Source organism: Mycobacterium sp. NGS68 (assembly GCF_059812195.1).
The window spans coordinates 22896-47218 of sequence record NZ_JCALCE010000042.1 but is presented as its reverse complement, the minus strand read 5'-3'; the positions used below and the strand labels follow the sequence as shown (position 1 = coordinate 47218).

Below are 24323 nucleotides of genomic sequence, written 5' to 3'. Positions count from 1 at the left end.
TACGAATCCGTTGGCACCGGCAGTCAGCGCCGCACCCAACTGCGCCGCCAGCGGGCCCAGCCCACCGGAGAAGGTCAGCCCAAGGGTGTTGAGGCTGGCCTGAATTGCCGCCGACAACTGCGCCGACAACGCCGGCAGGCTAAAGGAGAAGCCCAAGTTGCCCAACTCGGCGAGGAACTGACCAACCAGACTCTGGCCCGCCTGAATGGCACCCGTGAACCCGGCAGTGAACGCACCCGCCAGATTCGCCAACGCCGTCTCGCCCGCCTGAATCGCACCAATAAATCCGTTGGCACCGGCGGTCAACGCGGCACCGAGCTCGGCGGCCAAACCACCCAGCCCACCAGAGAAGGTCAGCCCAAGGGTGTTGAGGCTGGCCTGAATTGCCGCCGACAACTGCGCCGACAACGCCGGCAAGCTGAAGGAGAACCCGAAGTTACCGAGCTGGGCCAGGAACTGACCAGCCAGCGTTTGGCCGGCCTGAATCGCACCAGTGAACCCGGCAGTGAACGCACCCGCCAGATTCGCCAACGCCGTCTCGCCCGCCTGAATCGCCGCGACGAACCCGTTCGCCCCCGCACTCAGCGCCGCACCCAACTCGGCTGCCAGACCACCAAGCCCACCCGACAACGTGACGCCGATGCTGTTGAGGCTGGACTGAATTGCCGCCGACAACTGCGCCGACAACGCCGGCAGGCTAAAGGAGAAGCCGAAGTTGCCCAACTCGGCGAGGAACCGACCAGCCAGCGTCTGGCCGGCCTGAATGGCACCCGTGAACCCGGCCGTGAACGCCCCGGCCAGGTTCGCCAGCGCGGTCTCGCCCGCCTGAATCGCGGCGACAAAGCCGTTGGCACCGGCGGTCAGCGCGGCACCCAGTTCGGCAGCCAAACCACCCAGCCCACCGGACAGCGTGACGCCGATGCTGTTGAGGCTGGCCTGAATTGCCGCGGACAGTTGGGCACTCAGGGCGGGCAGGCTGAAGGAGAAGCCCAAGTTGCCCAACTGAGCGAGCAGCTGCCCAGCCAGCGTCTGGCCCGCCTGAATGGCACCCGTGAATCCGGCCGTAAACGCCCCCGCCAGATTCGCCAACGCCGTCTCGCCTGCCTGGATCGCGGCGACAAAGCCGTTGGCACCGGCGGTCAGCGCGGCACCTAGTTCGGCGGCCAAACCACCCAGCCCACCGGACAGCGTGACGCCAAGACCGTTCAGGCTGGCCTCAATCGCCGCCGACAACTGCCCGGCCAAACTCTGGCCGGCCTGAATCGCACCGGTCAGGCCAGCACCGAAGCTGCCGGCCACGTTGGCCAATACAGCACCACCGGCCTGCACTGCGCCGAGGAACCCGTTCGCGCCCGCGCTTAGCGCCGCGCCCAACTCTGCGGCGAGGTTGCCCAACCCGCCCGACAGAGTCACGCCAATGTCGTTGATGCTGGACTGAATTGCCAGCATCAACTCCGCGCTCAGTGCGGGCAGGCCGCCGGATAGGCTGACGCCGAGGTTACCCAGTTTGGTCGCCAAATGAGCGACTAGTGTCTCTCCGGTCTGCAGCGCGCCGGTCAGGCTCGCACCAAAGTTGCCGGCCAGAGCGGCGAACAGCTCACCACCGGTCTGCACCGCCCCGAGCAGCCCGCTGGTGCCTGCCGTCAAAGCCGCAGTCAGCTGCGCGGTCAGGCCGGTCAGCCCGCCGGAGAAGCTGGCGCTCAAGTTCTGCAGCAACGCCAGCAGTTCGGTGCCGCTCAGGCCGCCCGAGAGCATGGCGTTGATCGCTATCGACAACTCGCCGTTAAGGATTGCCGAGAGCGCCGCATTGGCCTGGACGGCCAGATGGGCGCCCAAGTTCGACAGCATGGCTCCGCTATTTTCAAGTGCGAGACCAAGGTTCGTAATTGCCTGGCCAGTCTGAACCAGCCCGGCGCCGACGCCCGACAGGACGGCACCGCCGGTCTGCAGAGTGATGCCGCCCAGACCAGCACTCAGGAAGGTCCCTAGGGAGCCCCCGAACCCGCCACTGACACTGCCGGACAGGGCCCCACTGATCTGGGCCCCCAGCCCGGAGAGTCCGCCCCCGAAGTGCGCCGCGAGGGAACCTCCGCCGTGGAGTAGTTGGGCCGCATTGGCGACCTCGGCCTCGATGTATGCCGCAGCGCTGCTGCCCAAGAGTTTGACGAACTCGGCATGAAACGCTGTCGCCTGGGCGCTGACAGCTTGGTACTCCTTGCCGAAAGTGCCGAAGAGCTGCGCGATCTGGGCCGACACCTCGTCGGCGGCCGCGGGCGCCAAGGCAATGGTCGACCGCGCCGCCAAGGTATTGACCTCATCCAGCGACGTGCGAATGCCCGTCAGGCTCTGGGCCGCGACCTGTACCAAGTCTGGCTCTGCAATCACAAAAGACATGTCCATCACCCCACGAACTCGAAGAACGACCCGAATGAACAAACCATCTGTGACTCGACGAGGCCCGAACTCGTCGGCGCAACACATGTGCAATACGCTGTGCCCACTATCTAGCACGCACAAACCACAAATAGCTAGAAGTTGAGAAAATTTCTAATCAGACACGCCGCTAGCGACAACTTGGCCTTGTAGCAGTGAGACCAGTTGTCCGGATTCAGACACGAACTGTGCTGTTAGGGACAGTGTTTGATGCATCTTCGCGAGCGTCCGTCACTCGGTTGGCGCGGTAATGATCTGGATGGTACGAACTGCCACTCGGCCTAAATTGCGTTATTTTGGCATAGCTGTACCGAAACTCACTGGCGCGAAAAGGGTTTGCGATCAAGATCGAAATGCTGTCCAGCAACGATCATTTGACGCAAACATCGCGCATCCACAAAAAGCCATCAAACGAAATGGGCCAAAGGGAGTGCGCCAGTCGGCAAGCGGACCCGGTCACCGCAGTTTGGTATCAATGTACCGAAACGCGTTTGGACATAGACCGACTCGATCAAGATCGATAATGCCATCAACAGGCACATTCGGTTGCATCCTGTCCGTTCGGGGTCGACCACGCAGGGTCCGACAGCCACGGGCGCGAATGCTCCACGGCTAGCCCGCCGCGACCTTCTGGTATCGCTGTGCCGAAACTATCGAGCCGAAGAAACCGAGCTCAAGATCATTTTGACGGCCTTAGCAACTCGAGGAGTGTGACCGCCAGCCGAGAGCGTCGATCCGTGGACGACGCGCAGCGGACGCGGCCGTAATACGTGGCGCCCCAACCAGTTAACGGGACGGAGCGTCCGCTGCGGGCGGAGTTACCCGTAGCCCCGGCATGACAACACCGCCGGTCGCGGAGCCTCAGTTTGCGGTCCCATCCATGCGCGGACCTTTTGGCCGATCCCACAGGAGGCTGCAAACCCCGGGCCGGATTTCGCGACCGAAAACCAGCTAGGAGATCGACTGTGCCAGGATGCCGGTCGCACGCAGCAGACCCGGAACCAATCCGGTGACCGGCGTACCCCCGATTGTGAGGTCGACGGGACCGGCCACCACCGTGTCTACCGTCGCCGTGACGTACGGCGTGGCGGGTGCGGCGAGGATCCCGCTTACCGGGAAGTTGACGGTGAACGTCGGGAAGATCGGAATGGGAATGCCGGCCGTCGTGAACGTGAGCGGCCCGGTGCCGTTGAGGAACCCGTCGGCGATGATGGCCGGCGCGTTGACGGCCGCGATGAACGCGCCGGGAAAGTCGCCGGCCTGTACGGCATGGGCCAGACCCGAGGTCGCGGTCGCAGTGGCTTGCAGGGTGGTGATCGGCGCCCCGATTGCGTCGGCGGCGAGCGCCCATGGCAATCCGAAGTTGACGGCCAAGGGGTCCGGGTTGAACCTGACGGCCAGATCCGTGCTCGTTCGGGCATAGCTAACGAAGTTCTGCCAGATCTCGCCCTCGATGGTGTTGAACGGTATCGCCGGGGACTGGGGAATGAGGGTGAGTTCCGACAAAGCCTCCAACGCCGTGCGCGCCGCCCCGGTGAAGTTGCCGCCGGCCAGAGCCTGCACGGAGCGGTGCAGGCCGGTCCCCACCTCGAGCAGCCCGCCGACGACCTCCAGCGCGGCACCCCGTATCCCGGTGAGGGCCAGTTGTGCGTAGCCCAACTGGTTGGCGCCAATTTGCCGCAGGATCGGCGCTGGGTTTGCCGCCCAGGTGGCGCCGAGGCTTTGTAGATTGGCCACGGTGTGCGTGACGAGCGTCTGGTACGGGCTGACGGCCGTCGCGGCCGCGTTGGCGGCCTCGGTACTCAGGTAGGCACCGGCACCCGACCTCAACAGGCTGACGAATTCCTGGTGGAACGCCGACGCCTGCGCGCCGAGGGCCTGGAATTCGTGGCCGTAGGCGCCGAATACCCGGGCGATCGCCGCCGAGACGTCGTCGGCGCCAGCCGCCGCGATCCCCGTCGTCGGTGCTGCTGCCGCCGCGGTGGCGTCGCCCAGAGTGGAGCCGATGCCCGCCAAATCCGCGGCGGCGGCCGTCACCATTTCTGGAGCCGCGATCACGTACGACATTTACTTCTCCCGTTAGGCGCGGCACAAGCCTAATGAGATGCGGGTTTGCCCGCGGGAGAACCGGAATTTCCCGCGCGTAAGATTGCTGGGCCCTAGCGCAGCGCCTCCGCGAGCAACTCCGGTGCGTAGTTCACCAGGGTGGGGACGATGCCGCCGATGGGCGTCCCACCGAACACTATGTTGGTCGGAATACCCCCGATCCTTGCCGAACCTGACGCGTGCCCGAGTGGCGCGAGCACGCCTCCGAACGGGATGTTGGCCGTTATGTCACTCACTGCCGGAATCGACACGTTCACCGGGATGCTGATGGTGACCTGACCGTTGAGGAAGCCGTTGGCGATGTTGGCGGGAGCGACGGCGAGCGCGGTCAATGCCGCCCCCACGTTCCCGGACTGTACCGCGTTGACGAATGTTGTCGCGCTGTCACCAATTGCGGCGCCCGTCGTGACCACCGCGCCCAGCGAATTGATGGTCGTCATCACCGGCAGCCCGTAGTTGATCTTCGGTGCAAACAGGTTCGAGATGTCGACCCCGATGTTCGTGTCCGTCACCACTCTGACCAGATCAGCGAAGTTCTGCGCCATCATGCCGGGGATCGCCGAAATCGGCTTGAAGTCTCCGATGGTGCCGAGCAGCGTGATGTTCGATAGGTCGCTGACGTCGGCGCCGGTGATGAAGAGTCGTACCAGCGCCGCGGGTAGATCACCCGATTGAATGGCCGGCGGCAGCCCGGCCAGCCCCACCGAGAAGTCCCTGGCGGCATTCGAAAGCGAAGATACGACCGTTTGGGTATGGGCGTACTGGTTGGCCAGGATCTGGTTCAGGAATGGCGAGGGGTTGGCCAGCCAGCCAGCCCCGATGCTCTGCAGGTTGGTGACCGTATTGGTGATCAGGTTCTGGTAAGGCCCGATGATCGGGTCGAGCGGCCCAGCGGCGAGCGGCGAAGCCAGGCTGCTCAGGCTCAACGCAGCAGTGGGGGTGGGACCGGGCGTCCCACTGTGTCCGAATGGCCCAGCGGTTCCCGGGTTACCACCGGTCCCGTTCCCGCCCTTGGTGCCGGTGCCGGAGCCGGCACCGCCGACGCCGCCTGCCCCGCCGTCGCCGCCGTTCCCGATGAAGTTGGCGTTGCCGCCAGTACCGCCGTTGGTCCCGGCCCCACCGTTGCCGTTGCCGGAGGCCGCGCCGCCGCCCCCGCCGGCGCCGCCGGTCCCGCCGTCGCCGAAGAATCGCCCGCCGGCGCCACCGGCCGCAGCGGCTCCACCCGTACCGCCGGGACCTCCCGCAGCGGTCGTTGCATTGTTCGCGCCGCCGGTCCCGCCTGCGCCACCGTGCCCGCCGTTACCGATCACGAAGGCGCTGCCGGCCGCTCCGCCAGCGCCGCCAGTACCACCCGCGGTGCTGTTGGCCCTGGTCATCCCGCCGGTGCCGCCGTCTCCGCCGTCCCCGCCGTTGCCGGCCAGCAGCCCCGCGACACCGCCTTGACCGCCGTTGCCGCCGGAACCGCCGGCGCCGGCAAAGAGTCCCGTAGTTGTGTTGTTCCCGCCGGTCCCACCGGCCCCACCATGTCCGCCGTTACCGATCAAGCTCGCGTTGCCGCCGGCACCGCCCGTGCCACCCCTACCGCCACTGCCCAGCCCGTTCACCGTGGTGTTTCCACCACTGGCACCGGCTCCACCGGTGCCGCCGTCACCCGAGAACAATCCGGCGTTGCCGCCCGCTCCGCCGGCCCCACCCGCACCGCCGACGCCCGCGATGGATGTCGAGGCGGCGGTGCCGTCCCCGCCGTGCCCACCGGATCCCAAGAGCCCGACGCTGCCGCCGGCACCGCCGCCCGCGCCGCCGGTGCCGCCGGCCGACCCGCCGTCGCCGCCGGTACCGATCAGCGTGTCCCCGCCCCTACCGCCGCCGCCGCCGGTGCTCGAGCCGCCGTGCCCGCCGTCGCCGATGAAGGCGTTTCCGCCGGCTCCGCCGGCACCCGTGGCGCTTGAACCGCCGGCACCGCCGGCACCGATCAGCCCGCCGGCCGAGCCGGCCGCACCGGAACCGGCTCCCCCGTCGCCGCCGTCACCGACCAGCAGCCCGGCGTGCCCTGGGGTACCGCCGGTGGGACCCGCCCCGCCGGCACCGGCATTGCCGAAGAATGCGGCGTTGCCACCGGTCCCGCCGGCACCGGTGGATGTTGATCCGACGCCACCGGCCCCGCCGGCGCCTCCGCTGCCGAAGAATCGCCCGCCGGCGCCGCCGGCGCCGCCCGCTCCGCCGGCACCGGCGGCGTTCCCGCCGCCCTGACCGCCGGTACCGCCCGTACCGATCAAACCGGCGGCCCCGCCGTTGCCGCCGGCTCCGCCGTTGGGCCCACCGACTCCGCCCTTGCCGCCGTTGCCGAAGAGGATTCCGCCGGGCGCGCCATTGCCGCCGGCGCCTGACCCGGTCCCGGCCGCTCCGTCTGCGCCGTCGCCAATCAGCGGCCGCCCCAGCAGCGACTGGGCGGGGGCGTTCACCGCGGCCAGGACGGCCTGCATCGGCGACGCGTTGGCGGCTTCGGCGGCCGCATACAGCGCCGCGCCCTGGTTCAGGGTCTGGACAAACTGGGAGTGAAATGCCGTCGCTTGCGCGCTGAGGACCTGGAACTCCTGGCCGTATGTGCCGAACACCCTCGCGATCGCGGCCGAGATCTCGTCCGCGGCGGCGGCTGCCACCCCGGTCGTAGGTGCCGACGCGGCAGCGGTGGCATCGCCGAGCGCGGCGCGAATACCCGCCAGGTCCAGAGCCGCAGACTCAACTAGTTCCGTGTTGGCTATTAGAAACGACATGTTCGTCTCCCCAGACTCTGCGGCGGTCCTCGATGACCATCGCGTAAAAGGAGCCTAGGTTAACGTAACGTCGACATCCTGCATTTTGGCCGAACGGCCAAGTCTTACGCGCGCAGGACACCGCCCGCGGCGTCGGCGGCCGCCTGCACGTAACCGACGCCGTCGAGAAGGTCATTTGCGGCGATCTGCAGCGTCGCCAACCCCGGCGCGGCGTGGTCCCAGGCTAGCGACAGGTAACCCACACCCTGATTGAAATCGACATAGGCACCCTGCAGTGCTGCGATGCCGGTCACCACATTCGGCACCACTTTGCTCAGGCTGTTGATGCCGGCGACGAGCTCCACGCCGGCAGTCCCGAGCAGCCCGAGCCCGCCCAGGGCGCTCGGCACGGCCAGCGCGATGGTGGCGGGATTGAAGACCATCACCACGGCGCCACCGAGTGCGCCGACGCCGGACACCGCGCTGCCCGCGGCCAGGCCGATGTAACCCACACCCTGAACGAGCTGGGTGGCGGCGGTCCCCAGCGCACTGAGCCCGGTGACGGCACCCGTCCCGGCCGCCAGAAATGCGCTGCTCGCATTGGCGAGGTCGACAAAGGCGGGCTGCAGTTGAACAAGGCCGGTGAGCGCGCCTTGTCCGGCGAGCAGAAATTCACCACCGGCCTGGGTCAGCAACGGCTGGGCGGCCTGTAGCGCGGCGCCGACCTTGCCCAGCGCCTCCTCGCCGGCCGCCAGCGCTGTGGCGGCCGAACCCTGCCCCAAAAGGTTCAAGGCGGGCGCATTCACCGCGTTCAGCAAGTTGCTTTCCGCGTTGGCGAGTTCGGTGGCGAGATACGAACGCGCACCGGCACTCAGTACGTTGACGAACTCGTCGTGAAACGCCGTCGCCTGAACGCTGAGAGCCTGATATTGCCGGCCGAAGCCGCCGAACACCGACGCGATCGCGATCGATACCTCGTCCTCGGCCGCGGCCAGCACTCCCGTCGTGGGCGCCGCGGCGGCCGCGGACGACTCGGCCAACGCCGAGCGGATGCCTGCCAGATCTTGAGCCGCGAACTCGATCAGTTCCGGCTCTACGGTCAGGAACGACATATCCGGTTCACCTCAATCCACTAGCCCCTACGGTCCGAGTGCATCCGCGAAGAAGGTGGGCAGATAATTCACGACGGCGTCGGCGAGACCTCCGAGGGGCGGGCCGGTGACCGTGATGTTGTGTATCAGCGGGAACCCGGGCGCCGTAACCGACGCGAACATCGGTGCGACGGGGGTGAGCAGTCCGCCGAACGGAACCTGGGCCGTCACGGACACTCCCAGCAACGACGCGTTCAGCCCCAGCGTGTATTGGCCATTGAAGAAGCCGTCGGCAATGTGGGCGGGAGCATCGACGAGTGCGGCCATCGCCGCCAGCGAGTCGCCAGTTTGGAGCGCGCCGGCGATGGTCGAGACGCTGTGTGCGGCCGCGAGCCCGGCGTTCAGCGGCGCGCCCAGGGCATCGAGCAGCAGTACCTCCGGCAGCCCTAGCCCCAGCCCGAGCGTCACGTTGGGTGGGGTCAGTGCGAAGCCGGACACGTAGACGGGGCTGGCGAGCGCCTGGGTCACCGTGTTCAGGCCGAGTGCCAGCTTCACCGGGACGTTCAGAACCGGCTGGAAATTTCCCGTCTGGATTGCCGAACCGAGCAGCTGAGGGTAGCCGGTGATCGCGCCGAGCACCGTCGGCACCGTGACGTGGGCGAAGGTACTCCGGATGCCCTGCAGGCCGGCCTGCGTATCCGCGATGGCGGCCTGGTAGGCGGGCGGCAGCCCGGCCGCGGCGGCGGCCTCGGTGCTGGCATAGGAGCCCACGCCGGCCTTTAGCAATCTCACGAAATCGGCGTGGAAAGACCCGGCGCGGGCGCTGAGCGCTTGAAATTCCCTGGCATGGACACCGAACAGCGTGCTGATCGCCCGCGACACCTCATCGGCGGCGGCGGGAATCACCCCTGTCGTGGCGGGCGCCGCTACCGCGTGGGCGGAGTTGAGCGTCGAACCGATGCGTGCCAGGTCAGCAGCCGCCTGATCCACCAACTCCGGCGCGACCGCCACGAAGGACATAGAACGTCTCCTATCGTCGCGTCGCGGCAGGCGCTCGCTGACTGAGAACGGTTAGTGTACTGGTGCGCAATAACTCCGTACATGACTTCCGTCAGAGTCGGCTCAGCGTTACACCACTTCAGCCGCGCAATACCGCGCCCGTGCGGTCGGCCGCGCACTGCACGGCGGCATCACGGGCAGCGCTGGCGTCGTCCTCGGTCAACGTGCGGTCCGGCGCCCGGAACCGCAGGGCGAACGTCAGCGATTTGCGATCCTCGCCGATCTGCGGCCCGGTGAAGACGTCGAACAACGCAAGGTCCTCCAGCAGCTCGCCGGCACCAGCCCGGACGGCGTCCGCGACCTCCTGCGCCGGGACATCCGCCGCCACCACGAGGCTGACGTCCTGGAACACCGCGGGGAACGGCGACACCCTGGGCGACGGCAGCGCCTCGACGATGGGAATCGCGTCGAGGTTGAGCTCGAGCGCGCAGCTGCCCTTGGGCAGGCCCGACCGCTCGATCACGGCGGGATGCAATTGCCCCGCGTGGCCGACGGGCGTGTCCCCGACGAGGACCTCGGCGCACCGACCCGGGTGCCACGGCAGGTACTGAGCCGGCCGCAGCGCCACGTCGACCCGGCTGGCGCGTGCAATGATCCGCACCGCTTCGAATGCGTCGGCGGCCTCGACACGACGGCCGGGGCCCCAGGGGCCGCGCGGTTCGCGCAGGCCGGCCATTACCGCCGCGACGTGCTGCGGTTGCCTGGGCAGGGAGGCGTCCAGCGCGGCGATCTCGGCGTCGGTGGGCCGACGGTCGACGGGGATGAGGTCGATGCCGCGGGTCCGCTCGGTCGGCTGGACCACCTGCGCGATGCTGAACAGCGCAGCGTCGACCAGGCCTCGGGACACGTTGCGCCCCAAGGCTTCCAACAGGGCCGGCAGCAGCGTGGTGGCCAGCTGCGGGCGGTCGGCCTCCAGCGGGTTGACCACATTAGTCGTGTTGCGCCGCGGGTCGTCGGCGGGCAGTCCCCAGAGGTCGAACACGCCGGCCGGCAGGAACGGGGTCGGCAGTATCTCCACATAGCCGGACTGGGCCAGCGACTTTCCGACCGCCCGGCGGCGCTTCTGCGACGCCGAGAGCCCACGGCCGGCGGGGGCCGGCGGCAGAACCGAGGGGACCGCCTCGAGGCCCTGCAGCCGCAGCACCTCCTCGACGAGGTCGGCGGGTTGGCGCAGGTCGGGTCGCCAACTCGGCGGCGTGACGGTCAGGGTGTCACCGTCGCGGGTCACCTCCGCGCCGATCTGGGTCAGCCGCCGCACCGTCGCGCCGTCCGGGTACGCCGTTCCGGCGATGCGGTCCGGCAGGTCGACGGCCATCCGGATCGGCGGCGGGGACCAGTCCCGGATGGACGTGCGGGGCGGGTCGCCACGCCAATCGGTCAGCGTCGGCGCGACCGCTCCCCCGGCGATGTCGGCGAGCAGCGTCGCGCAGCGGTCCAGGACGGCCACGGAGATGGCCGGGTCCACCGCGCGCTCGTAGCGGCGGGCCGCCTCGCTGGGCAGGTGCAGGCGGCGCTGGGTGCGCGACACCGCGGCCGGATCCCATACCGCGGCCTCCAAGAGGACGTCGGTGGAGTCGGCGCGGACCTCGGTGCTGGCGGCGCCCATGACGCCACCGATCGCCGCGGTCGCGACGTCGTCGACGATCAGGACGTCGGTCGGCGTCAGTTTGCGTTCGATGTCGTCCAGGGTCACGACGGTCTCGCTGGGCCGGGCGAACCGCACGGCGAGGCCCCCGGTGATGCGCTGGCGGTCGTGGGCATGCATCGGATGGCCCAGTTCCAGCATCACGTAGTTGGTCACGTCGACGGCCGGCGATGTCGCCCGGATGCCGCACAGCAGCAGCCTGCGCTGCAACCACCACGGCGAGACGGCTGTCGGATAGATCCCGGTGACCGGGCGCAGCGCGAATCGACGGACGCCCGTCTCGGGATCCACGGTCAGCGGCCACGCCTCGCCCTCGACCGGAAGCGGTGGGATATCTGCGGGGTCGACGAAGTCCAGGTCGTAGGCGCAGGCGAGCTCGCGCGCCAGGCCGCGCACCGACATGCAGTAGCCGCGGTCGGGGGTGATGGCCAAGTGCAGGACGGCGTCGTCGAGGCCGAGCACCTCGGCGGCGTCGGCGCCCGGGTCGGCCGTTCCCGGCGGCAGCACCAGGATGCCCGAATGGTCGGCGCCCAGGCCGAGTTCGGCCGCCGAACAGATCATGCCGTTGGAGTTGCGGCCGTAGGTCTTGCGCGCCGCGATGGCGAACCCGCCAGGCAGGGTGGTGCCGGGTAACGCCGCAACGATCAGGTCGCCGACCACGAAGTTGGTTGCCCCGCAGACGATCTCCTGCGGCTCGCCGGCGCCGACATCCACCAGGCAGGCACGGATCGGCTTCTTGAAACCGGTCAGCTCCTCGATCTCGGTGACCCGCCCCACGGTCAGCGGGCCGTCGACGGGGCCGAGCGGGAGCACCTCCTCCACCTCGTGGCCGATGCGCACCAGCGTCCGCTCGAGATCGGCGGGAGCCACGTCCCAGCCCGGCGCGCCGGCCCGCAGCACCTCGCGCAGCCAGCTGTACGGGACGCGCATCAGGCCCCCACCCCGAACGGCAGCGAGAAGCGGACGTCGCCCTCGACCATGTCGCGCATGTCCGGAATGCCGTTGCGGAACTGCAGCGTGCGTTCCAGGCCCATGCCGAACGCGAAGCCCGAGTAGACCTCCGGGTCAATCCCGGCGGCCCGCAACACGTTCGGGTGCACCATGCCGCAACCGCCCCACTCCACCCAGTCGGCGCCGCCCTTCTTGCCCTCGAACCACACGTCGAACTCGGCGGACGGCTCGGTGAACGGGAAGAAGTGCGGCCGGATGCGGGTGCGCGCCGCCGGCCCGAACTCCGCCCGCGCGAAAGCGTCCAGCGTGCCGCGCAGGTGGGCCATGGACAGACCGCGGTCCACGGCCAGGCCCTCGACTTGGTGGAAGACCGGGGTATGGGTGGCGTCGAGCTCGTCGGTGCGGAAGGTACGGCCGATCGAAATGATGTACACCGGCAGTTCGCGTTCCAGCAGCGTGCGCACCTGCACCGGCGAGGTGTGCGTACGCAGCAGCTGTCGGGACCCCTCGGGCGCGATGTAGAAGGTGTCCTGCTCGCTGCGCGCCGGGTGGTCGGGCGGGAAGTTCAGGGCGTCGAAGTTGAACTGCTCGGTTTCGACCTCCGGCCCTTCGGCCAGTTCCCAGCCCATCGCGATGAACGTGTCGGCGATGTGCTCCGCCAGGATCGTGATCGGATGCCGGGCGCCGGTCGGCTGCCGGGTCGACGGGAGGGTGACGTCGATGCCCTCGGCGACCAGCACCGCCGCGTCGCGCTCCGCGCGCAGCACCGCCAGCCGTTCGTCGTAGCTGCGCTGGGCGTCGGCTCGGGCGATGTTGACCCGCTTGCCGGCGTCGGCGCGCTGTTCCTTGGGCAGGGTGGCCAGGGCCTGACGCGCCAACGCGATCGGCGAGCGGTCACCGAGGTGCTCGGTCTTGACCCGCGCCAGGGCGTCCAGACCGTCGGCGAGTTCGATCGCCCGCTGGGCGGCGCTGACCGCCTTGGCCAACGCCTCGGGCGACAGATCGGCGGGTTGATCCCCCACGCGGCGACCCTCTCGTTTCTCAGACGAGCCGCATCGACGGTGATGGGGCTGGATTCGCCCCGATCATAAGGGATTCGGTGATTCGCGCCGGGGGAAGCTCAGGCGGTCAGTACTGGCTCAGGGCTCGCGACGGCAATCGGCGCGGGCGCGCGGCGAGCCTTGAGGAACCGAGAGATCTGGTAGCCCGCGACCGCACCCAGCGCGCCGAACCCAAGCTCTGCGGCCATCGAGCCCCAGTGGTGCGCCAGGATGAGGAAGCCGAAACCCGAAGCGTTGACCAGCATGAAAAGCCGCACCGGGGTCCAGTGCACGGGGTGGCGGAAGCGCGACGCCACCAGCACCCCCAGGACGACCGCGACGGCGTGGCCCGCGTTGGTGAACTCACCGCCGACGACGCCGGAGATCAAACCCGCCGACACCCACCAGCCGATCCACGCCGCGCGCCAGCGCCGCGAGATGGTCGCCGTCAGCGCTCCGATCACCGCGAGGGCGCCGTAGCTCATCCCCACGTCACTGGCGCGGGTGACCGACGTCGGCATCCAGCCGAACTCGACGGCGGTCGCGAGGGCCGCGACCACCACGAGCGTCGCACCGATGTGGCCGACGATGAACGCCACCATCAGCCGGATGGTGTGCAGGTGCAGCTCGGCCAGTGTCAGCAGGCACGCCAGGAACGGCATCCAGAAGTACAGCGGACCGGCCTCGACGACGAACGCGCTGTCCAGCAGGGTGCCGAGCCGGCCGTGCGACAGATTGTGCAGGTTGGTGCTGGCCCGCTGGATGATCCGCGCGTGCGTCTGGGGACTGACCACGAGGAAGGCGGTGCTCACCGCGACCAGCGCGGCCATGTAGCCAACGGTGAACCGTAACCTCGCGAGCCCGGACAGGATGCGGTCAATCATCGCCTACCACTATGCCTGTGCATTTGTTTCCACCGTTTCAACGGCAGGTAAGAACTCCCGACGTGTCTTGAGCCGATAGATCGCGAGATCGGGTGGCATGCCTGCGGTTTTGTGCCCGAACGGCGGCTTTCGCGCGCGCTTTGCGACGATGCCGAGGTCGTCAAGATCACTCTGTGGGATCAGGTCCAGTGTGGTGCCCGACACCATGATGCCGCCCTTGGTGGCGCGCTCCATGACTCGGGCGGCGATGTTGACGTCGACCCCCAGCCAGTCCGAGGCCAGCCGCTGCGGCCGTCCCGTGTGAATCCCCACGCGCATCTTCGGGGTATACCCATTCACCTCGACGGATTTCATCGCCTCGTCGGCGACGAACACGGCGCGCACCGCGACCAGTGGGTCCCGGAACACCGCCATGATCCCGTCGCCCAGGCGCTTGACGATATGCCCGCCCGCGTCCAGCAATGGCGTCTCGACGGCCCGGGCCACCTTGCGCAACAGCTGCAGGGTGGCGTCGTCACCCGCCTTCAGCGACCAGTCCGAGAAGCCGACGAGGTCGGTGAAAACCAGCGTTACCTCCGGATTCGCGGGTTTGCGGGATACCGCCTCGGTGAGCGCCTGCCACACCTGCAGCACGCTGAGGCCGACCTCGCGCGACGCGGCGTCGCGATCCCGCAGCAACCGGTCGGCTGCCCGCGCCGCGGCGCGGGGACCGCCTTCTCCCGCGGTGGAGAGCGGGTCGCCGAACTCCGGGTCGCCGGGCAGCAGTCGGCGCGCACGCCGGACGAACGCTACGACGCCGGGACTGTGGTTGGTGGTGCGCAGCCAATGCGCGGGTGAACGCCGCTGCGGGGCCGACGCCAGCGCCGTGGCCGTCTCGTCGGACCCGCCGGATTCCTCATCCCCTGGCCCGACATCCACTTGGCCAGGGTAGGTGTTTTCGGCTGAACCAGGCAACGACGGCCGGTGTCGCTGTGTCGCAGCTCGCAACGAAGGGCCTGATCACGCCATTAGCACAGTGCCGCGCCCGGCGTGGCCGCTTGACAGTGGGGTGTCAGCCCTTGAGGCCGGCGAGCAGGCCGCCCAATTCGGTGCCGGTCAACGGGATTACGGACGGCGGCCCGGTGGTCGGCGTCAGTGTGACCGTGATCGGCTCCAGCGGCGCCAACAGGCCGTTGACCGGCAGGTTCACCGCCAGCGACGAAATACCAGCCTCCGAGATCCCGGGTATCGCCTGGGTAAACGTGCCGTCGCCGTACAGGAAGGCGTGCACCACGTCGTGCGGGGCGTGGGCCAGGACGTTGGCCGCGCCGAGTACGTTGCCGCTGTGCAGCGCGCTGGCGAACGCCGCATTGCTGTGTCCCAGCGCCAGGAACGCGTTGTACGGCGCCCCCACCGCGTCGAGGGCGAGCGCGACCGGCGCGGGCAGCGCGAGCGAGCCGTCGGTCAGCGCGAGCGCGCCCGTCACCGTGTCGGCCGTCCCATTCAGCGTCAGCGCCAACTGCCCGAATGGAGTACTCAGATTCACCAGCGGCAGGCTGAACGGCGCGGAGTCGCCGAGCAACGGGTCGCTGCCGAGAACGATGCCGCCGAGCAAAGAGTGTCCCGCCAGCGCCTGTGCGGGCACGGCTCCCGCGCCTTGCAGCGCGGTGAACAGGCCGCCGAACTCCGTGCCGCCCACCGGGACGACGCTGGGCGACCCGCTCGTCGGCGTCAGCGTCACCGTCATTTGATCGAGTGGGGCCAACAGACCGTTGGCCGGCAGGTTGACCGCGATCGACTCGAATCCCGTTCCGGTGGGTGCGGGTATCGCCTGCGTGAACGTGCCCTGGCCGAAGAGGAAGCCGTGCACCATGTCGCCGGGGGCCCGCACCAGGGCGTTGGCGGCTCCCAGCAGGTTCCCGGCCTGCAGAGCGGTGGTGAACGCATCGCTGCTGTGCCCGAGCGACAGCAGGGCGTTGTACGGCGCACCCAGCGCATCGACGGCGTACGCGAGCATCGGGGGCGCGGTGAGCGTTCCGCCGGTCAAAGACAGCGCGCCCGACGCCGGGTCCGCCAACCCCGTCAGCGACAGCGCCAACGGCCCCAAGGGCGTGTTCGTGTTCAAGAGCGGGACAGTGACCGCGACGGGCGGTGTGACCGGAGGTGGCTCGACAGGCGGCGTCGTGACCGGGGGCGTGACCACCACCGGCGGCGTCGTGACCGGGGGCGTCGTGACCGGGGGAATCGTGACGCCTCCACCGGTGGTCACGCCGGTCGACACTCCGGTTGAGCCGCCGCTGCTGACGACACCGCCCACAGTGCTGACATCGGTGCCGCCGACGGTGCCGCCGACCGACACCCCGCCCGACGTCCCGCCGAGCAGGCCCTGGGCGGGCGTGTTCAGCGTTCCCAGCAAATTCTGCTCGGCGTTAGCGGCATCGGTGTTGAGGTACTGGCTGACGGTGCGCCTCAAACCTTCGACGAACCTGTCGTGGAAGGCGGTCGCCCGGGCGCTGACGGCCTGATAGTCCTGAGCATGCCTGCCGAGCAGCGCCGCGATGGCCACCGACACGTCGTCTGCCGCGGGGGCTGCGACTGCGGTGGTGGGCACTGCGGCCGCGGCCCTCGCTTCGTTCAGCGCGTTGCCGATACCGTTCAGATCACCGGCCGCAGCAAACACTGTGTCGGGCGCAAAGCTCAAAAACGACATAGCCCGTCTCCTCTGACTGACTACTGAAACGCACCGAGCAAATAAGCGAGAGAAACAAAGTGTACTGCTGTTCAAGTCATGTGGAATGAGAAATTTTGGCGTGGCGGCCGGCCGCGGCGACGGTGCGTGGGGGCTGGCCCGCTCGCTGGACAAACGACCTGATCACGCGGTCGCGACGCGGGTGTGGAGAGTCGATAACACGGTCGTTGCGATATGCCGAAATCCCGGACAACGCGCGTTGTCAAAGTTATCGTGAGCGCATTCGGGAGAGGAGGTCAACGATGACCACCGCAGCGACATCCGAGACAGTCGCCCAGGCGTCCGCTCGACCGCTGGGCCCTGAGTCGCTCACATGGAGGTACTTCGGCGACCTCCGCACCGGAATGATGGGTGTGTGGATCGGCGCGATCCAGAACATGTATCCCGAGCTCGGCGCTGGCGTCGAGGAGCATTCGATCCTGCTGCGCGAACCGCTGCAGCGGGTGGCCCGCTCGGTCTATCCGATCATGGGCGTCGTCTATGACGGTGACCGCGCCGCCGAGACCGGCCAGCAGATCAAGGGATATCACCGCACCATCAAGGGCGTCGACGCCGAGGGGCGCCGCTACCACGCGCTGAACCCGGAGACGTTCTACTGGGCCCACGCGACGTTCTTCATGCTGGTCATCAAGGTGGCCGAATACTTCTGCGGCGGACTGACCGAGGCCGAGAAGCGCCAGCTGTTCGACGAACACGTGCAGTGGTACCGGATGTACGGGATGAGCATGCGGCCGGTACCCGGCTCCTGGGAGGAGTTTCAGGAGTACTGGCAGCGGGTCGGACGTGACGAGCTGGAGATCAACCGGGCAACGCTGGACATCTTCAACATGCGGATCCCCAAGCCGAAATTCGTGCTGATGCCGACCCCGATCTGGGACCAGCTGTTCAGGCCGCTCGTGGCCGGGCAGCGCTGGATCGCGGCGGGCCTGTTCGAGCCGGCGGTGCGGGAGAAGGCCGGAATGCGCTGGACGCCCGGCGACGAGATCCTGCTGCGGGTGTTCGGCAAATGCGTCGAACTGGCGTTCCTCGCGGTACCCGACGAAATCCGCCTGCACCCGCGCGCGCTGGCTGCGTACCGCCGGGCCGAGGGCCGGATCCGCGACGATGCGCCGCTCGTGGAGGCGCCGTCGTTCGTGGCGCCGCCCCGGGACCGTCGCGGCCTGCCGATGCATTACTTTCCGCCGGGCTCGCATCCCGCCAAGTTCCTGATCGAGCGGGCGGGATCGCTGGTGCACAGCACGCTCTCGATCGCCGGTCTGCGGCCCGCCCGGGGCCGGGGCCGGGCGCGCGCGGCATAGGCGCTGTCGGCCTAGGCGCCTGCGCGTTGAGTCTGCGGTGAGCGCGGTGCCTACTCGCACTCTTGCGCAGTAGCCGCAGAGTCAACGGCGCGATCCAGGGCCCGCGCGCTCTGGTAGAGGCAGATCGCCGCGGCCGCGGCGACGTTGAGGCTTTCGGCGCCGCCGGCCATCGGGATCCGCACCCGGTGATCGGCCTGCCCCGCGAGGTCGGCGGACAGCCCGTGCGCCTCGGGCCCGAACAGCCACGCCGTCGGCTCGGCGAGCAGCGGCCCGGCGTCGTCGAGACGCGTCTCGCCGTCCACCGTGCTGGCCAGCACCCGCAGGCCCGCCGATCGCAGCGCGGCGACGGCGGAAACAGCGTCGACAGCGACCACCACCGGGATCGCGAAGATGCTTCCGGCCGAGGCGCGCAGGCACTTGCCGTTGTAGGGGTCGACGCTGTGCCCGGCGAGCACCACCGCCGCGGCGCCCATGGCGTCGGCGATGCGGATCAGCGTGCCGGCGTTGCCGGGCTCGCCGATCTCGACGGCGACCGCGATCAGCCGCGGCGACCCGGCGAGCACGTCCTCGAGTCCGGTGGCGGGCGCTTCGCAGACCGCGACCAACCCCGCGGGGGTGACGGTGTCGGACAACGCTTTCGCGGCCCGCTCGGTCACCAGGTGCACCGGCAGTCCCGCCAATAGCGAGGCGTAGCGCTGCGCCGCGGACTCGGTGGCGAACACGTCGCGAACCAGCCCCCGCGTCGACGCCGCCTGGACCAGGTTGGGGCCCTCGGCGAGGAATCGTCCGGCGCGCCGCCGACCGACATGGCGATGCAGCTTGACCGCCGCGGCCACCGTGGCCGAGCGTTCGGTGAGCACTACACGGCCTGGGCTAGGCGGCCTCTCCGGGCGGGGCATTCACGTCTTCGGGAAGCGCCGCCCGGGCGACGTCGACCAGCGCGGTGAACGCCGCAGGGTCGCTGATCGCGATGTCGGCGAGGTTCTTGCGGTCCACCTCGACGCCGGCGGCCTTCAGGCCCTGGATCAGCCGGTTGTAGGTGATGTCGTTGGCACGCGCCGCCGCGTTGATCCGCGAGATCCACAGCTTGCGGAACTCACCCTTGCGGGCCCGACGGTCGCGGTAGGCGTACTGCAGCGAATGCAGCTGCTGCTCTTTGGCTTTGCGGTAGAGCCGGGACCGCTGGCCGCGATAGCCCTTCGAGGCCTTGAGGACGGTGCGCCTCTTCTTGTGGGCGTTGACTGCCCGCTTCACGCGTGCCATGGATGTTCCTACTCTCGTTCAAACGTTTCAGTCGTGATGGGTCAAGATCGGTCGTCAAGATCGGTAAAGCGATCAGCCGTTCAGCAGCGCGTTGACTCGCTTGGTGTCGTTGGCCGACACCGTCGTACGGCCGTCGAGACGACGGGTGCGCTTGCTCGGCTTGTGCTCGAGCAGGTGCCGACGGTTGGCTTTCTGGCGGACGATCTTGCCGGTGCCGGTGCGGCGGAACCGCTTCGAGGCCCCGCTGTGGGTCTTGGCCTTAGGCATGTTTCCTCAGTTTCTACGTACTAGTCAGGTTGTGTCTCGTCGGCGGCGGGACCCGCGGCGGGCCCCTCAGGGTGCCGCGCCTTGGCGCGCGTCTTGGCGCCGCGGTGCGGTGCCAGCACCATCGTCATGTTGCGTCCGTCCTGCTTGGCCGAGGTTTCGACGAAGCCGTACTCGGCGACGTCGGCGCCCAGCCGCTGCAACAGCCGATAGCCCAGCTCGGGGCGGGACTGCTCGCGGCCGCGGAACATGATGGTGACCTTGACCTTCGATCCGGCCTCCAGGAAGCGGACTACGTGACCCTTCTTGGTCTCGTAGTCGTGGTCGTCGATCTTTGGCCGCAGCTTCTGTTCCTTGACGACGGTCTGCTGCTGGTTCCTGCGGGATTCGCGCGCCTTCTGCGCCGCCTCGTACTTGTACTTGCCGTAGTCCATGATTTTGCAGACCGGCGGTCTGGCGTTCGGGGCAACTTCAACAAGGTCGAGGTCGGCGTCCGCGGCAACGCGGAGTGCGTCTTCGATACGCACGATGCCTACCTGTTCTCCCCCTGGGCCGATCAATCGGACTTCAGGTACGCGAATGCGCTCGTTGACGCGGGTCTCAGTGCTGATGGGGCCTCCCCTGTTCGGCTACTCGTAACTTGCAGTGGTCCTGCAACGTGACCAGAGCCAGAAGAATGCCTCGAAAGACAGCGGTGAAACCACGCCATCAGCAAAAAAGCCCTGTGCAGACAGGGCCCAATGCCGACCGATCGCGATCGAGTGCTACTCGAGCCGCCTGCGCCGCGCGCAGAACGGGCACTTCAACATGCCCGTGACCGGACCGCATAGCCTTGGCTTTGCTCGTGGCTAGCGGTGGGAGTGGGACTCCACTTAACTGTCCCTGGCCTTCGCCGGGATGGTCGCGCAGGCTAGTTTAGCAGCCTCCCGACCCACGACTGACCCCCCGACCGACCCCCGACGTGTCCGGCGACGTGCGCCCCGACGCGCGACGACTCGCCGAGAGTCTTAGGCGACTCGTGGCCCTTCCCGAAGCATTCCTTGGTTTGAGGGCATATTCTCTCGGTCGGTGACACTCGCAACGACTCGCTCGGGGGTAAGCCAGTCGAATTCCCGGTTCCATTGGGTCCCGGCGGCGGCTGGCTGGACCGTTGGCGTCATCGCCACCGTGTCGCTGGTCGCCAGCGTGTCACCGTTGCTTCGCTGGATCATCAAGGTCCCGCGGGAATTCATCAACGCCTACCTGTTCAACTTCCCGGACACCAGCATCTCGTGGTCCTTCGTGCTGGCGCTGCTGGCCGCCGCCCTGACCGCCCGCAAGCGCATCGCCTGGCTGCTGCTGCTCGGCAATATGGTCCTGTCCGCCGTCTTGAACGTCGCCGACATCGCCCAGGGCGGCAACACTCGTGCCGAGAGTTTCGGCGAAAACCTCGGGTTCGCCTTCCACGTCGTCGGCGCCGTCCTGCTGATCCTGAGTTATCGGGAGTTCTGGGCCAAGGTCCGCCGGGGCGCGCTGTTCAAAGCCGCCGGGGTGCTGCTCACCGGGTGGCTGATCGGGATCCTGGTGTCCTGGGGCCTGGTCCAGATGTTCCCCGGGACACTTAGTGAGGATCACCGGTTCCTGTACGTGGTCAACCGCGTGGTCGGGTTCGCCGTCGTGGATTCGAGCCTGTTCAGCGGCCGCCCGCACGTGTTCCTCAACGCGGCCATGGGCTTGTTCGGCGCACTGGCGCTGATCGTGGCTGCGATCGTGCTGTTCCAGTCTCAGCGCGCCGATAACGCCCTGACCGGCGAGGACGAGTCCGCAATCCGCGGCCTGCTCGAGTTATGGGGCCAGAACGACTCGCTGGGCTACTTCGCCACCCGCCGGGACAAGTCGGTGGTGTTCGCGCAGAGCGGGCGCGCGGCCCTCACTTACCGAGTCGAGGTCGGCGTCTGCCTGGCCAGCGGCGATCCGCTGGGCGACCCACGGGCCTGGCGGCACGCCGTCGACGCCTGGCTGGGCCTGTGCCAGGCCTACGGCTGGGCGCCCGGTGTCATGGGCGCCAGCTCGGCCGGCGCGAAGGTGTACCGCGAAGCCGGCCTCAATGCCCTGGAGCTCGGCGACGAGGCGATCCTGCGGACCGCGGATTACAAGCTGTCCGGCCCGGAGATGCGCGGGGTGCGTCAGGCCGTGACGCGCGCGCGGCGCGCCGGCCTGACGGTACGTTTCCGACGGCACCGCGACGTCTCCCCCGAGGAGATGGCCGAGACCATCGTCCGCGCCGACGCCTGGCGCGACACCCAGACCGAGCGCGGCTTCTCGATGGCGCTGGGCCGGCTCGGCGATCCCGCGGATTCGGACTGCCTGCTAGTGGAGGCCCTCGACCGCGACGGCAAGGTCGTCGCGCTGCTCTCGCTGGTCCCATGGGGCAACAACGGCGCCTCGCTGGACCTGATGCGGCGTTCGCCGCAGTCACCCAACGGCACCATCGAGCTGATGGTCAGCGAGCTCGCCCTCAACGCCGAAAAGCTCGGAATCACCCGGATCTCCTTGAACTTCGCGGTGTTCCGGTCGGCGTTCGAGCAGGGCGCCCAGCTCGGCGCGGGCCCGGTGGCGCGGCTGTGGCGCGGACTGCTGCTGTTCTTCTCGCGGTGGTGGCAACTCGAGGCGCTGTACCGCTCGAACATGAAATACCAGCCCGAGTGGGTGCCGCGGTACGCCTGCTACGAAGACGCCCGGTTGATGCCCCGGGTGGGGGTCGCGTCCGTCATCGCCGAGGGCTACCTGGTGTTGCCGTTCAGCCGGCGCAACAAGGAGCACACCGGTCACCACCCGGCCGTGCCAGCGCGGCTGGCCGAATCCGGGCTGCTGAACCCCGACGGATCCGCCCCGGACGTCAGCGGCCTGGCGCAGCAGGAAGAAATCGCCGAGGAGATCGAGACCCAGTCACGGCTGCCCGAGCAGGTCCGGGTGCGCCTGACCAAGCTGAAGACGCTCAAGCGCGCCGGGGTCGACGCGTACCCGGTGGGCAGTCCGCCGAGCCACACCATCGCCGACGCGATCGACGCGGACGACAAAGAGGACCTCTCGGTCTCCGGGCGCATCCTGCGCATCCGCGACTACGGCGGCGTGCTGTTCGCCGATCTGCGCGACTGGTCGGGCGAAATGCAGGTGCTGCTGGACAATTCGCGGCTGGGGCGGGGCCGCACCAGGGATTTCACGGCGGCCATCGACCTCGGCGACCTGGTCGAGGTGACCGGGCAGATGGGATTCAGCAAGAACGGCACCCGGTCGCTGATCGTGCGGGACTGGCGGATGATCGGAAAGTGCCTGCGGCCCTTGCCGAACAAGTGGAAAGGGCTGACCGATCCCGAGGCGCGGGTGCGGACCCGCTACGTCGACCTCGCCGTCAATCCCGAGTCCCGCGACCTGATCACGGCCCGGAGCAGCGTGTTGCGCTCGGTGCGGGAGACGTTGTTCGCCAAGGGATTCATCGAGGTCGAGACGCCGATCCTGCAGCAGATCCACGGCGGCGCCGCGGCCCGGCCGTTCGTCACCCACATCAACAGCTACGACATGAACCTGTTCCTGCGGATCGCGCCGGAGCTCTACCTCAAGCGGCTCTGCGTCGGAGGGGTGGAGCGGGTGTTCGAGCTGGGCCGCGCGTTCCGCAACGAGGGCGTGGACTTCAGCCACAATCCGGAATTCACCCTGCTCGAGGCCTACCAGGCGCACGCCGACTACCTGGTGTGGGTCGACGGCTGCCGTGAGCTCATCCAGAACGCCGCCCGGGCGGCGCACGGATCGCCGACGGTGATGCGGCCCCGCGCCGACGGGTCCGACCGCGTCGAGCCGGTGGACATCTCCGGAGTGTGGCCGGTCAAGAGCGTGCACGACGCGGTCTCCGAGGCGCTCGGCGAACACATCGACGCCGCGACCAGCCTGGCCACCCTGCGCAAGCTGTCCGACGCGGCGCACGTCCCCTACCGCAAGCAGTGGGATGCCGGCGCCGTGGTGCTCGAGCTCTATGAGCACCTGGTGGAGGACCGCACCGAACACCCGACGTTCTACATCGACTTCCCGGCCTCGGTGTCACCGCTGACCCGGCCGCACCGCAGCAAGCGCGGCCTCGCCGAGCGCTGGGACCTGGTGGCCTGGGGTGTCGAGCTGGGCACCGCCTACAGCGAGCTCACGGACCCGGTGGAGCAGCGGCGCCGCCTGCACGAGCAATCGCTGCTGGCGGCGGGCGGCGACCCCGAGGCGATGGAACTCGACGAGGACTTCCTACAGGCCATGGAATACGCGATGCCGCCTACCGGCGGCCTGGGCATGGGCATCGACCGCCTCGTCATGCTGATCACCGGCCGCAGCATCCGCGAGACGCTGCCCTTCCCGCTGGCCAAACCGCACTGAGACTGACGACGTTCCGACGCGCACTGTTCGCGCGGCACTGCAACCCGTGGAGCGCCTGGACGCGCTGGGCCAGCACTCCGCTGGTGCTGGTCCCCGTCTGGACGCGGCGCGGGGATCACGCCGCGCTCGTCGGGCTCTGGTTCGTGGCCAACCCGTTCGTCTTCGGCAAGCCGCGCGACGAGCACGCTTGGTCCACGCGGGCGATGCTCGGTGAGGAGCTGTGGATCACCCGTCGGCCCCGGGGCGCGGCCGCCGCGGTCAGCGCCCTGACCTCCGTCGTCGCACTGGGCGGTATGGTCGCCGCCCGTCGCCGCCTTTTGGTGCCGGCGATGGTGGCGGTGGTGCTGCAGATGGCCCTCACATTGGTCTATTGGCGACAAATGGTGCGGCATTTCGACCATGCGCGCCAGTAG

At 68.6% G+C, this 24323-nt stretch carries 17 protein-coding genes; 3 read left to right on the top strand and 14 right to left on the bottom strand.

Annotation, left to right across the window (positions count from 1 at the left end; translation table 11 throughout):
* From AC5Y5V_RS27935 to AC5Y5V_RS27890, 10 genes are all read right to left on the bottom strand, one after another.
* On the bottom strand, positions 1–2394 hold a 2394-nt coding region (locus AC5Y5V_RS27935), incomplete at its 3' end, for a PE domain-containing protein (RefSeq protein WP_499941673.1).
* Positions 2395–3384: 990 nt separating this feature from the next.
* Positions 3385–4500 (bottom strand): PE family protein, encoded by a 1116-nt coding sequence (locus AC5Y5V_RS27930; RefSeq protein WP_499941671.1) that lies wholly within the window; start codon positions 4498–4500, stop codon positions 3385–3387.
* A gap of 92 nt (positions 4501–4592) precedes the next feature.
* The gene (locus tag AC5Y5V_RS27925) at positions 4593–7313 is read right to left on the bottom strand and encodes a PE family protein (protein WP_499941669.1); all 2721 of its coding nucleotides are present in this window, start codon (positions 7311–7313) and stop codon (positions 4593–4595) included.
* Positions 7314–7417: 104 nt separating this feature from the next.
* Positions 7418–8404, bottom strand: a complete 987-nt coding sequence (locus AC5Y5V_RS27920; protein WP_499941666.1) for a PE family protein — start codon at positions 8402–8404, stop codon at positions 7418–7420.
* Positions 8405–8431: 27 nt separating this feature from the next.
* Positions 8432–9403, bottom strand: a complete 972-nt coding sequence (locus AC5Y5V_RS27915; RefSeq protein ID WP_499941664.1) for a PE family protein — start codon at positions 9401–9403, stop codon at positions 8432–8434.
* 118 nt (positions 9404–9521) lie between these two features.
* On the bottom strand, positions 9522–12017 hold the full coding sequence (pheT, locus tag AC5Y5V_RS27910) for a phenylalanine--tRNA ligase subunit beta (RefSeq protein WP_499941662.1): 2496 nt from the start codon (positions 12015–12017) through the stop codon (positions 9522–9524).
* Positions 12017–13060, bottom strand: a complete 1044-nt coding sequence (gene pheS, locus AC5Y5V_RS27905; RefSeq protein WP_499941660.1) for a phenylalanine--tRNA ligase subunit alpha — start codon at positions 13058–13060, stop codon at positions 12017–12019. The genes pheT and pheS overlap by 1 nt, the downstream gene beginning before the upstream one ends.
* 98 nt (positions 13061–13158) lie before the next feature.
* The gene (locus AC5Y5V_RS27900; protein ID WP_499941657.1) at positions 13159–13962 is read right to left on the bottom strand and encodes a rhomboid-like protein; all 804 of its coding nucleotides are present in this window, start codon (positions 13960–13962) and stop codon (positions 13159–13161) included.
* 9 nt (positions 13963–13971) lie between these two features.
* On the bottom strand, positions 13972–14880 hold the full coding sequence (locus tag AC5Y5V_RS27895) for an adenylate/guanylate cyclase domain-containing protein (protein WP_499941654.1): 909 nt from the start codon (positions 14878–14880) through the stop codon (positions 13972–13974).
* A gap of 133 nt (positions 14881–15013) precedes the next feature.
* Entirely contained in the window at positions 15014–16651 is a 1638-nt protein-coding gene (locus tag AC5Y5V_RS27890) for a PE family protein (RefSeq protein ID WP_499941652.1), read from the bottom strand.
* 281 nt (positions 16652–16932) lie between these two features.
* Here AC5Y5V_RS27890 and AC5Y5V_RS27885 point away from each other — a divergent pair, with 281 nt between their 5' ends.
* Positions 16933–17988: an oxygenase MpaB family protein gene (locus AC5Y5V_RS27885; RefSeq protein ID WP_499941649.1), complete on the top strand. Its 1056-nt coding sequence runs from the start codon at positions 16933–16935 to the stop codon at positions 17986–17988.
* Positions 17989–18038: 50 nt separating this feature from the next.
* Here AC5Y5V_RS27885 and AC5Y5V_RS27880 read toward each other — a convergent pair whose 3' ends face one another.
* The 4 genes from AC5Y5V_RS27880 to infC form a co-directional block, all read right to left on the bottom strand.
* Positions 18039–18848, bottom strand: a complete 810-nt coding sequence (locus tag AC5Y5V_RS27880) for a TrmH family RNA methyltransferase (RefSeq protein ID WP_499941647.1) — start codon at positions 18846–18848, stop codon at positions 18039–18041.
* 13 nt (positions 18849–18861) lie between these two features.
* Positions 18862–19251 carry a 50S ribosomal protein L20 gene (rplT, locus tag AC5Y5V_RS27875; RefSeq protein ID WP_499941645.1) on the bottom strand — a complete coding sequence of 130 codons (390 nt, stop codon included), beginning with the start codon at positions 19249–19251 and terminating at the stop codon, positions 18862–18864.
* 72 nt (positions 19252–19323) lie between these two features.
* Complete coding sequence (rpmI, locus tag AC5Y5V_RS27870; protein WP_499941643.1) at positions 19324–19518, bottom strand: 50S ribosomal protein L35; 195 nt, start codon at positions 19516–19518, stop codon at positions 19324–19326.
* Between the two features lie 20 nt (positions 19519–19538).
* Complete coding sequence (gene infC, locus AC5Y5V_RS27865; RefSeq protein WP_499941684.1) at positions 19539–20126, bottom strand: translation initiation factor IF-3; 588 nt, start codon at positions 20124–20126, stop codon at positions 19539–19541.
* Between the two features lie 457 nt (positions 20127–20583).
* On the opposite strand from infC, the gene lysX reads away from it, so the two are divergent.
* Entirely contained in the window at positions 20584–23910 is a 3327-nt protein-coding gene (gene lysX, locus AC5Y5V_RS27860) for a bifunctional lysylphosphatidylglycerol synthetase/lysine--tRNA ligase LysX (RefSeq protein ID WP_499941641.1), read from the top strand.
* Positions 23796–24323, top strand: coding sequence for a DUF6653 family protein (locus AC5Y5V_RS27855; protein ID WP_499941682.1), 528 nt, complete (start codon positions 23796–23798; stop codon positions 24321–24323). Before lysX ends, AC5Y5V_RS27855 begins: the two co-directional genes overlap by 115 nt.

What these genes read in the sequence shown, in the direction of transcription:
- AC5Y5V_RS27930 (WP_499941671.1), bottom strand. Translation starts at nt 4,500, where the DNA reads ATGTCGTACGTGATCGCGGCTCCAGAAATGGTGACGGCCGCCGCCGCG.
- AC5Y5V_RS27925 (WP_499941669.1), bottom strand. Translation starts at nt 7,313, where the DNA reads ATGTCGTTTCTAATAGCCAACACGGAACTAGTTGAGTCTGCGGCTCTG.
- AC5Y5V_RS27920 (WP_499941666.1), bottom strand. Translation starts at nt 8,404, where the DNA reads ATGTCGTTCCTGACCGTAGAGCCGGAACTGATCGAGTTCGCGGCTCAA.
- AC5Y5V_RS27915 (WP_499941664.1), bottom strand. Translation starts at nt 9,403, where the DNA reads ATGTCCTTCGTGGCGGTCGCGCCGGAGTTGGTGGATCAGGCGGCTGCT.
- pheT (WP_499941662.1), bottom strand. Translation starts at nt 12,017, where the DNA reads ATGCGCGTCCCGTACAGCTGGCTGCGCGAGGTGCTGCGGGCCGGCGCG.
- AC5Y5V_RS27900 (WP_499941657.1), bottom strand. Translation starts at nt 13,962, where the DNA reads ATGATTGACCGCATCCTGTCCGGGCTCGCGAGGTTACGGTTCACCGTT.
- AC5Y5V_RS27890 (WP_499941652.1), bottom strand. Translation starts at nt 16,651, where the DNA reads ATGTCGTTTTTGAGCTTTGCGCCCGACACAGTGTTTGCTGCGGCCGGT.
- AC5Y5V_RS27885 (WP_499941649.1), top strand. Translation starts at nt 16,933, where the DNA reads ATGACCACCGCAGCGACATCCGAGACAGTCGCCCAGGCGTCCGCTCGA.
- rplT (WP_499941645.1), bottom strand. Translation starts at nt 19,251, where the DNA reads ATGGCACGCGTGAAGCGGGCAGTCAACGCCCACAAGAAGAGGCGCACC.
- rpmI (WP_499941643.1), bottom strand. Translation starts at nt 19,518, where the DNA reads ATGCCTAAGGCCAAGACCCACAGCGGGGCCTCGAAGCGGTTCCGCCGC.